The sequence below is a fragment of the Pantoea sp. SJZ147 genome (assembly GCF_007828605.1).
Lineage (GTDB): Bacteria > Pseudomonadota > Gammaproteobacteria > Enterobacterales > Enterobacteriaceae > Pantoea > Pantoea allii.
The window spans coordinates 17418-29503 of sequence record NZ_VIVB01000005.1; the positions used below are offsets into that span (position 1 = coordinate 17418).

General features: G+C 58.0%; 1 protein-coding gene. It reads right to left on the minus strand.

Features of this window, described 5'->3' with window-relative positions; translation table 11 throughout:
* Positions 1-192 precede the first annotated feature (192 nt).
* Positions 193-12086 (minus strand): Ig-like domain-containing protein (locus FBY13_RS08760; RefSeq protein ID WP_370513150.1); only part of this gene is annotated, 11894 nt, incomplete at its 5' end.

Sequence of the window (12086 nt, forward strand, 5' to 3'; positions counted from 1 at the left end):
TCAGACAGGAAGCCTTTACCCGAAACGGCAACGCAAGGCCTGGTGCAGGTTTATAAGCAGGCTGGCCTCCAGCCAGTGCGTCCATTTTGCGCATCGCTCACAGAGCGTGGCGGCCCGCAATTTTGCAGAAAAAAGCAGCGGGTGCTTACGCAACCGCTGCTGTGAGTCACTGCTTAACTACGATGTGGCAATTTAGACGACGTGTACCTGCAGATTGTGCTGGACCAGCACATCCCCAAGCGTGTTGTCATTGGTGAGTGCCGAGTTATGGTAGACCTCATAGGACTGGCCATTCACCATGCGCTCTCCACTGATCTCCCACGTACCGCCCAGGCTGTTAACCAGGGTGACCAGGCTGCCGTCAGCCCCTTTAATCATCAGATCATCGCTCTGTTTGTCAGTAATATTCAGTGCCTCGTTGAGATCCAGTTTCACTGAATTCGTCCCGCTCTGACCGAGATCGAGCACTTCAATATTTTCCACTTTCAGACCAAGATCGGTCAGATCCAGCGTCAGATGTTCACCGTTCAGCACCAGCGTATCGGTACCGGCTCCGCCATCAATATGGTTAAAGTGCAGATCGCTTACCGTGACCGTATCAGCACCACTGCTACCGTTGACCGTTGCACCTTCTGACGTCGTGCCATCGGCCAGCGTAATCACCACGCCTCCAATGCTGTAGCTTTCCTCTGCTGGCGTTTGATCTACTGCGGTTTCAGCCACGGCAGCCGCCGCGACAGCCGTATTCTCCTCCGCCGCACTGACCGGCGCGGCCACATCGGCCTCGGTAGTCAGGGTTGAAGCCACATGCACCGTAGGTGTTGCCTGTTCAGTGGACTGCGTGTTGTGATGCGTATCCAGACTGGACGCAGCACTGTCGTCCACCACCGAGAACAGCGCGACGGATTCGGTGGCCGACGTGGTGGCCACCGGCAACACAGCACCTGCCAGCAACGTATTGGTTGTGGTGTAGCTGTTACCGGCCACATCCGTAATCGTGATCTTAGCCAGCGTATTTAAGGACAGCAGCAGTCCACCTACCGACAACAGCGAAGGGCTGAAGTTAGCGGAGTAACGTCCCAGCGCATCCGTCGTGGTATTGATCGTCGGTCCGTTGTTGCCGTTCGCCAGTAGCAAGGTGACGCTGACTTTTGTACCCTGAGCCGCGTTAAGCGAACCCCCTTGCACGGTGAGTCCATTTACCAACGATGACACTACGCTCAGAACGGGGTCCGCGCCCACAAGGGGCTGGTTGTGCGACAGTGCCGTAAAGCTACTTGTGGTCGTGGTGCTGTTACCGCCCACATCGGTAACGGTGACGGCAACAGAATGGCTTCCGTCTGCAATGCCTTTCAGGGTGGCTGACGGCACACTTATTGTCCATGTACCGTTACTGCCTATCGTGGTCGTGAAAATATTTCCCGCCACGTTAACGGAAACCTGCCCCCCAACCGCATTACTGCTGGTGCCGCTGATGGTTTCTGCAACATTCGCCTCAGTGATATTCAGATAACCATCACCACCGAAGTAGCTGTTGATGCCCGCCGTTGGCGTGGTCCGGCTGGCGACGCCCAGCGAAGCCGATGCATTGCCCGTGTTACCCACGCCGTTTATCACGCTGGCCGAGACGGTATAGAGCCCATCTGCAATCGCCGCGAGACTGGAAGCAGCGACAGGAATACTCCAGTTTCCATTGCTGCTGACCGTGGTCGTAAAGGTCTGGTTGCCAATCGTCACCTGCACCACCGAACCTTCGGCGTTGGTGGCTGTACCGCTGATGGTCTGGGTAGTTTTAACATCCGCCACGTTCAACGCGTTATCGCCAAACAGCGAGGTAATCGTCAAGGCAGGCGCGGTGTTACTGATGACGCTCAGGCTACCGCTGCCCGTCACGGTATTGCCGTTAACATCCGTGCCGGTCACCGCAACGGCTTTAACGCCATCGCTGATGCCCGTCAAATCGGTTTTTGGCACGCTGATTGTCCAACTGCCGCCGCTGATGACTTTCGTTGAATAGGTGATGCCGTTTAGCGTTGCACTGACTGTCGCCCCCGCAGACAGGTTTGATGTGCCGCTAATGGTCTGGTTAGAAGCCAGATCGGCGGCGCTCAGAATGCCGTCACCAAACACGGTATTGACCGTTAGAGAAGGCTGAGTCAGGGCCAGCTGCACGCCCGCGCTGGTGGACGTAGTATTACCCACAGCATCGGTGACCGAGGCACCCACCGTAAAATTACCGCTGAGCAGGGTTGACAGAATCGCCGGTGAAACCGTGGCCGAGAAGGTGCCATCACTGTTGACCACCGCGGTTAACGTGGTGCTGCCAATCGCCAGCCTTACCGTACTGCCGGCGGCTACGCCGGTTGCGGTGCCGCTAATCGTCTGGGTTATCAGCGACTCGGCAATATTCAGCACGCCATCCCCAAACAGTGGGTTGAGCGTCACTTTAGGTAAATTGTTGATACCTACAGTGGCAGAAGCTGAACTATTGGCGGTATTACCGGCGCTGTCCGTAACGCTGACGCCGACCGTCAAGGTACCGTCCGTCAGGCCCTGGAGCAGCCTTGGCGTCAGTGCCACCGAATAGTTGCCACTGGCGTCGGTTGCCGTGACGATTTGCTGACCACCCACGGTCACCACGACACGAGAACCTGCTTCTGCACCGCTCACGACGCCACCAATGGTCTGCCCCAGCAGCGCATCGGCGGCATTCAGCAAGCCGTCACCAAACAGCGGGCTGATGGTAAGCGTAGGCGCAAGAGTATCCACACGAATACCGGCACTGGTGGAGGCGGTATTTCCTGCTGGATCGGTGACCGTTGCGCTAACGGTGAGATTACCCTGTGCCAGGGTGCCGAGAATATCCGGCGTTACGGTGGCGGTGAAAGCCCCGTTGCTGCCCACTGTTGCCGTTACCTGGCTGTTACCCACGTTCAGCGTGACCAGTGAACCTGCAGCAACGTTGTTCACCACGCCGCTAATGGTCTGGCTGGTGGCAATATCGACAAGGTTAAGCACACCATCGCCGAACAGTGACGTCAGGTTGATGGTTGGGGTTTGCGTAAAGATACCGATAGTCGCGCTGTTGCTGGCGACGTTGCCAACGGCATCGGTAACGGTAACGCCCAGGGTCAGATTACCATCAAGTAACGACGTCAGATCGCTGGACGGCAGCGTCACGCTCCAGTTACCACCGGCCTGAACCGTGGTGTTATAAGTGTGAGTTCCCAGGATAACGGTCACGCGTGAACCTACCGCCGCGTTCTCAATCACCCCGCCAATCTGTTGATTGACCGCCGCTTCGGCAATGTTCAGCAAATTATCACCGCCAAACAGGCCGGTCAGGTTACCCACTACAGGCACGGCATCGACAATCGCGGTGACCGTTTCGCCAACGCTGCGGGTGTTGCCTGCCGCGTCGGTTAGCGTCACGTTCACAGCCAGTTCACCATCGCTCAGCAAGCCCAGGACAGATGGCGGCACGACAATCGCCCATTTACCGTCCTGACCGACAGTGCTGGTCAGCGTGGTGCCGCCAAGCGTAACCGCGACCGTTGCGCCTACACCCGCCGACGTTGCCGTACCGGTAATGCTCTGAGCAACCGTCGTGTCGATCGCGCTCAGCGTGCCGTCACCAAACACGGAATCAACCACCAGCGTTAAGGCGGCGTTAACCACCTTGTTCACGGTGATAGTGGCATCCGTTTGATTACCCGCCTGATCGTTGACGCGAACGCCAAACACCAGCGCACCATCATTGAGGCTGGACAGCACCTCCGGTGTTAAATCAATGCTCCAGACGCCGTTAGCGCCAATAACACCTGTCGCGATGGGGGCACCATCTCCGACATACAGAGAAATGGTTTGTCCCTCTTCTGCACCCGTTGCCCGGCCCGTTAACACCTGCCCGACGGCAAGATCGGCGGCATTAACCAGGTTATCGCCGAGGAAGCTATCAATCTCAATCAATGGTGCTGTCGTATCAACGTCAATATTACGGCTGGCGGTGCCTGTGTTACCGGCGGCATCGGTCAACTGCGCAGTAATGGTCGTTTCACCGTTGGCCAGTGCCTGCATATCGCTGGCTGGCACGCTGGTGGACCAGGTTCCGTCGCTCTGGACGATGCCTGTATAGGTTTTACCGTTCAGCGTCACGGTCACCGTGCGGCCCGTTTCGCTGGTGTCTGCTGTACCACTGATCGTCTGACGCGTTGAACTCTCACTGGCGTTAACCACATCATCGCCTGCGAAGCTGTTAATCGTCAGTGTGGGTGCCGTCAGATCGATCTGAACCGTACCGCTGGTGGACACGGTATCCGTTCCGTCGGTGGCGTTGACGGTGATGGTGACGGGTCCGTCAGTGCTCCCGAAATCGCTGACCGGCAGCGTTGCCGTGGTCCAGTTACCGTTAGCGTCGATCGTGGTGCTGTACTCCACCCCGTTGATCACAACGGTGACGACGCCGCTAGCCCCCAGGTTTTGCGATGTTCCGCTGACCACAACGCCGCCCGCCTGCTGATCGACCGTACTGATGATATTGTCACCCGACACAGTGCCCAGCGTGACGAGCGGGCCTGGTGGCGGTGTCAGATCAACCTGTAGCGTCAGATCCTGGGTGACCGGATTACCTGCCAGGTCGCTAACGGCAAGCGTTAAGGTGGTGGTCGGTTGTGTAAAGGTGCTCATTTGCTCTGGCGTCAGCGTCAGGCTCCAGGTGCCATTCGCGCCCACGACCGCCGTACCCAGCACGGTGCCGTTATAGGAAACGGTTAACTGTGTGCCGGTTTCCGCGCCCTCAGCGACCCCGGTCAATACCTGAGACTGAATACTCTCGGCGTAATCAAGCGCATTATCACCCGCAAACGTCACCCCGGTGATCGAAGGTGCCGTGGTATCGATCACCAGCGATTCGCTGAGCGTCGTACTGTTTCCGGCGGGATCGGTGACGGTGATGGAAACCGGATAGGTGCCGTCGGTAAAGGCTTCCAGCTGCGCGTTACTCAACGGCAATGTCCAGCTACCGTCCGCTGCGATCTGGGCATTGAACGTGGTGGTGCCAATGGTCACCACCACCTGTTGCCCGTCACCGGCCTCACCAGTACTGCCCGTCAGAGAGATGCCACTCGCCACGTCAGCGGCGTTGACATAGCCGTCACGTGGCAGCGGATCGACGCTCGGTGCCGGCGGGGTCAGATCGGCGTTAAAGGTAAACTGCGCGGTGGCGGGGTTGCCCGTGGCATCCACCACATTCACGGTGACGCTGTGGGGACCCGTGCCAATCGCATTTAATGCATTAGGCGGAATCGTGACGCTCCAGTTGCCATTCGCATCGACCGTCCCAGGATAGCGTGTTCCGTTGAGATCCACGCTGATGCTTACTGCCTGGTTTGCGCCGGTGCTGCCGGTCGTACCGGTCAGCGTTACGCCTGCAGCGGCCTCGCTGATGTTCAGCACATTGTCGCCACCAAACTGCAGGTCGGCAAAGGTTGGCACAGGAACGGTGACGGCGGTGACCACATTAAGCGTGGTGCTGTCGGTATTGCCCGCAATATCCGTGGCGGTGACGGTAATCACATGGCTGCCATTAGGGATCTGCGCCATTTGATCGGGCGTCAGCACCAGTGACCAGCTTCCGTCAGGCTGAACGGTGGCACTGAGCGGCTGATCGTTATTAAAGCCGCTGAGGATGACCGTTACCGTCTGACCATCCCCACTAATGCCTGTCGAACCGGTAAGCGTCTGATTTTGTGCTGCTTCACTGGCATTCAATGCGCCGTCACCGAACGGCAGATTGAGGCTGACATCTGGCAGCGTTTGTATGGCAACCACGATGTTGCTGTTTATGGATGCCGTATTGCCGTTGGTGTCTGTCACGGTCAGCGTGACCGGCCAGTTACCGTCTGGCAGTGACTGCAATAAGGTTGAAGGCAGACCCAGTGACCAGGTCCCATCACCATTGATGGTCGCGGCATAGGCTGTGCCGTTAACCGTTACCGTAACGGATGCTGCATTATCGATATTCAGGTTGCCGCTTAACGTGCCATCGGTTTGCGCTTCGACAGCGTTGATACGACCATCACCAAATGGCGTATTGAGCGTCGGCAGCGCAATGGGGGCAGTGGCCGTCGTGAAGTCTTGCGTGGCAGTCGCAGACGTATTTCCGGCACGGTCAGTGGTGGTCACGCTGATCGTGTGCGTTCCATCCGCCAGCCCGGCTATCACGTCTGGCGGCAGACTGGCGCTCCAGTTGCCGTTCGCATCAATGGTCACGTTAAGCGGTGTGCCATCTACGCTGACGCTGACGGTTTGTCCGTCACCAAACGGCGCCGTGCCGGTAATTAACTGCACCGAGGCCGCTTCACTGGTGTTGATGATGTTATCGCCAAACAACGTTGGGGTTATCGTTGGATCGGCCGGTGTCGTCACTAGGATCTCTACACCTGCGCTGACTTCAGCCGGATTCCCTGCTGCATCGTTGGCGGTGACAACCACCTGCGTTGCGCCATCTGGTAATGCGTCCAGCGCGCCCGGTGCCAGCGTTAAGGTCCAGGCACCGTTGGCGCCGACCGCCGTATTAAACGTCTGATCGCCGATCGTCACCGTGATCGGGGTGCCCTCTGGCAGATTGGTGGCATTGCCGCTAAGTGTAAGCTCGCCCGCCGCATCAGCCTGACTGACAAGCCCATCACCAAACGGCGTATCCAGCGTCAACTCAGGCAATGTGCGGAAGGCCACATCCAGCGTGGTGCTGTTATTGGTCGTGATATTGCCGTTGACGTCCGTGGCGGTAATGGTGAAGGTCTGGCGTCCATCATTGAGCTGCTGCAAATCCGCAGCCGGGATCGCCAGTGACCAAGCGCCGTTACCGTCTGCAAGGGTGGTATAAGTGATCTGATTCAGCACGACGGTAATCTGCGCGCCCGGATCGCTGTTGCCATTGACGGTTAAATCCTGCAACGACTCCGCCTGGTTAAGTGACGCGCCTGCGCTCAGGTTGATATCGCTCAATATCGGCAGGGTCGTATCAACCGCCACATTGTGATTGGTCAGGGCCGTATTGCCTGCCACATCATCCGCCGTGACGACAAAGGTTTGTTGTGAACCAGAAGGCAGGCCGCTCAGGGCTGAAGACGGCACTGACACCGTCCAGTTGCCGCTGGCATCCACCGAGCCGGTATAGCCGACGCCGTTCAGCGTGACGGTCACTACCGTTCCTTGCGCCAGATGCGTACTGCCGCCGCTCACTTCAAGGTCCGAACCCGCTTCGATTGCGTTAATAATGTCATCATTGGCGACCACGTCCACACTCAGCGTCGGCTGGGCAGCGTCACTGGCAATAACATTCAGGGTTACGTTGCTGCTGGTCGGGTTGCCTGCAGCGTCGGTGGCGCTGACGACGACGCTCAGCTGTCCGTCAGGTAATGCACTCACATCCGCCTGCGGGACGGTAATTGTCCAGCGGCCATCATTCTGCACTTCACCCGTATAATTCTGACCATTCAGCGAGACAGTTACCACCTGACCCGCCGTCAGATTAGTACTGCCGCCGCTGATGGTTAACTCTGCAGCCGCTTCAACCCGGTTAACATAATTATCATCGCTGATGGCATCAACGGTCAGTACAGGCAATGCCGCGCTGTCTGCAACGCGCGTCAGCGTCTGGGTTAACGCCGTCTGGTTGCCTGCGGCATCCGTCAGCGTAATGTCCAGCTGATAGGTGCCATCCGGCAAGCCCTGCATCACGCTGGCTGGAATCTCTAGACGCCAGGTGCCGTCCGATAAAACCAGCGTTTGATAGGTTTCACCCTGCAGTGTCACCGTCACCGTTTGCCCTGCATCGGCCAGCGATGCGGTGCCGGTAATCGGAATATTTTGCTGGATTTCCAGCGCGTTAATCTGGTTATCACCGGTAACAGGATTAAGGCTGAGTTCAGGTGGTGTGAAGTCGACCGTGACCGACGTGCTCAGGCTGCCGCTGTTGCTGCCCGTGGCATCACTGACGTTGACGACGACCGTATTCGCGCCTTCAGGCAACGCCTGCAAGACTGCGCTGCTAAGCGTGACCGTCCAGTTGCCCTGTGCATCCACCGTTGCCGCATAGTCATTACCGCCCAGCGTGATAGTCACAATCTGGCCCGCACCGGTGAGACCAGTCGTGCCCGTGAGCATTTGTTCGCTGGCCGCCTCGACCTGACTGATATAATCATCGGCAAATGGCGTATTAATGCTTATCGCTAAGGTCCCCGTCGCGACCGTAATATCACGGGTTTCTGTAAAACTGTTGCCCGCCGCATCGCTGACGGTCACCGCCAGGGTATAGCTTCCCGCCGCAACATCGGCAAGGGCACCCGCGGGCAGAGTAAAGCTCCAGTTGCCGTTCGCATCGACCGTGGTATTCCACACCTGGTTATTGAGGGTGATGGTCACCACCTGGCCTTCACCGGCGTCACTGCTGCCGCTGAGCACGATGGGCGCGGTGCTTTCTGAAGCGTCAACGGTATTATCCCCGGCGACCGGGTCCAGCGTCAGGTTTGGTGGTGTGAGATCAACGTTAACATTACCGTCTACCTCACGGCTGTTACCCGCGGCGTCAGTGACCGTAACCCTGTAGTTGGCGCTGCCTTCATTCAGTGTGGTTAAGGCATCGGCAGGAATACTCACACGCCAGTTACCATTGCCGTCTACCGTACCGTTATAAACATTGCCGCCCAGTGAAACACTGACGGTCTGACCCACACCGCTTACGCCCGTGGTTCCGCTCAGCTGTTGTGTGCTGGAAATATCAGCGGCATTGAGGGTGCCGTCACCGAATGCCGTAATCACGACAGGATTAGGCAGGTTGTTGATCGCAACGTTTAAGGTGCCTGAACTGCTCAGGGCGGCACCCGTCGTGTCCGTCGCTGTCACCGTCAACGTGGCAGGACCATCCGCCAGGCTCGCCAGCGCAGCAGCCGGGATGATCACGCTCCATGTACCGCCAGCGGAGACCACGGCGTTATAGGTGACATTATTAAACTGCAGCGTGACGGTGCTGTCTGGTGCCACATTCACGGTGGTTCCCGTGATGATTAACGGCTCACCGGCTTCGCTGGCATTCAGGAAGTTATCACCGCTTATGGTATCCAGCGCCACGCCAGATGCATTGCTGTTAACCGTGAGAGCAAGATCCGCTGTCGTGGTATTTCCTGCTGCATCGCTGACGGCAACCGTGTAGGTGGCACTGCCATCCGCCAGGGACGACAGAACGGTAGCTGGCACCGTCAGCCGCCATGTTCCATCTGCCTGGACGGTACCGCTAAACACATCGCTACCCACGGTCAGTGTCACCACCTGCCCAGCCTCGACGTTCGTCGTGGTACCCGACAGTTCCTGATTAACCTGGCGTTCCGCCCCATCAATCAGATTGTCACCGGCAAAAGCATTCAGCGTGAGTGTGGGTAATGAAGCCGCATCTGCCTTGACCGTCAGGTTGCTGGTATCGGTCGTGATATTGCCCGCCGGATCGGTGGCGGTAATGGTTAAAGGATAATTGCCGTTGGTCAGCCCATTGAACGCAGCAGGCGGTACTTCCAGCGTCCAGCTACCGTCTGGATTAGCGGTGGTGCTGACCGTTGTGCCGTTAATATTCGCCACGATAACGGCATTGCCTTCGCTGTTACCGCTCAAGACCAGTGGCTGTTGAAGTTCAGCAGCATTGAGAACGCCATCACCAGACGGCGTAGCCACCGTCAGCGCTGGCGGTAAGGTATCCACTGTGACATTGCCGGACGCATTGCTGGTGTTACCGGCAATGTCGGTAACGGTCACTGTATAAGGCACCGTTCCCTGGGGTAAGGCGGTGAGCACGCCAGAAGGAATATTGACCTGCCAGTTACCGGCGTTATCGACAATACCGGTGTAGTTGACGCCATTAAGACTGACGACAACGCGCTGCCCTTCTCCGGTTACACCACTGTTGCCGGTGATAAAACCGCCCGCTGCCGCTTCACTGCCATTCAGTACGCCATCAACAAAGGCATCACCCGGTGTGGCAACCGGCACGTCCGTCGCCACGACATTGATATCTGAGGTACTGGTCGCCAGCGTATTGCCGTCAGCGTCAGTGATGGTGGTCGTCACCGGAAGTGCACCGTTAGGTAATCCCACGAGGCTGCCGGCCGGCAGCGTGACCGTCCAGTTGCCATCCGCACCCACCGTACCGGTGTAGTTCGTGCCGTTAACGTTGACGTTAACAATGCTGCCCGCCGGAATATTGCTGGTGCTGCCGCTAAGCACCACCTCGCTTGCCACGTCATCGGCATTGAGATAGTTGTTGTTGCCTGCAGGAGCCAGAGCAACGCTGCTTCCCGTTGCGTCAACCACAAAGTTAAGCTCAGTGCTGGTCGTGTTACCTGCGGCATTCACCACGGTGACGGTCAGGGCCTGATTACCCTCATTCAGGGTTGCCAGTGCGGCTGGCGGTATACTGATGCTCCAGTTTCCGCTTGCCTCAACGGTGCCGCTGTAAGTGACACCGTTAATGGTTACGGTGACTTGCTGGCCGGCCTCTACGTTAGTCGATGTGCCGGTAAGGGTTTGAGGGAGTTTTTGCTCTGACCCATCCAGCACACCGTTGCCAGCAAAAGTCCCGCTGTCAACGCTCAGCGTGGGTTGCACTTCTGGTGCTGTGGCGACATTCAGCTCGCTGGTGTAGGTCGTCTGGCTGCCATTCGCGTTGGTGATGGTCACGGTAAAAGGATTATTACCCGAAGGCAACGCAGCCAGATCGGACTGATCGATGCGTAACGACCAGCGCCCATTAGTCGTGACAAACGTGCGATAGAACCGGCCATTGAGTGACATGGTGACCTGATCGCCATTCTGACCGGTACCGCTCAATACCAGCGGTTGCGTCAAATCGCTTACGCTGAGCGTATTATCGCCGCCCACGGGGTCCACGCCCAATGAGGGTGGCAGCGTATCAATAGTTACGGTGCTGGTCTGGGTAACCACGTTTCCGGCCTGATCGATTGCGCTAACGATCAGTGAATTATTACCCTGGGGCAGCACAGCAAGATCGCCTGCGGGTAGCGTCACGCTCCAGCTGCCGTCGCTGTTAACCGGAACATCGTAGGTTTTGCCACCCAACTGAACCTGGACCTGTTGCCCGGCACCGGTAATCCCGGTACTGCCGCTCAGCACCTGATCGCTGGCGGTGTCCAGGTTGTTAATCACCCCATCGCTCACCGATCCGGCATCCAGGGTAATGGCTGGCAGGGTCGTAGCCTGCAACGTAACGTCTGCAGTATCGGATAACAGATTACCGTTGGCGTCTACCGTACTGACGGTGATCTGCTTCAGCCCATCGCTTACCCCGTTAAACGCGGTTGAAGGAATGGTGACGGACCAGAGGCCATTCGCATCTACCGTTCCGTTGTAATTAACGCCATTAAAATTGACTGCAACCTGCTGCCCTGGCGAACCACCCGCAATCGACCCTTTTACGGTTAATCCTTGTCCTGCTTCAAGGGCATTGAGGAAGCCATCACCGCCCAGTGGCTGCGATATGGTCAATGTACCAGGCGTACCCGTTGCCGGTTCGACGGTAATGGATTCATTATTGGTTGCACTGGCGCCTGCACTATTGCTGACGCTGACGTCAATGGTGGTGGAACCCGCTGCCAACGCCCCGAGCGCTGCGGATGGCACCGTCACGCTCCAGCTGCCGTCCGGCCCGACGGTGGTGGTGTACGTCTGCCCGCCCAGCGTCACGGTGACGGTCTGGCCCGCCTCGACGTTGGTGGTGGTACCAGATATCGGCTGATCGCTGGCCTTTTCGGCGTTATCCAGTACGTTGTCACCGGCGAAGTTGTCTACCGTGATGGTCGGTGGGCCCGGTGGTGTAACCGGGGCATCCACCGTAACGACCTGCTCTGCGCTGGCGGTAGTGCCCGCCGCATTGCTGACGGTGACGTTAAGCGTGGTGGTGCCCGCCGCCAGCGCGGTCAGCGCCGCCGACGGCACCGTCACGCTCCAGCTGCCGTCTGGCCCGACGGTGGTGGCGTACGTCTGCCCGCCCAGCGTCACGGTAACGGTCTGGCCCGCCT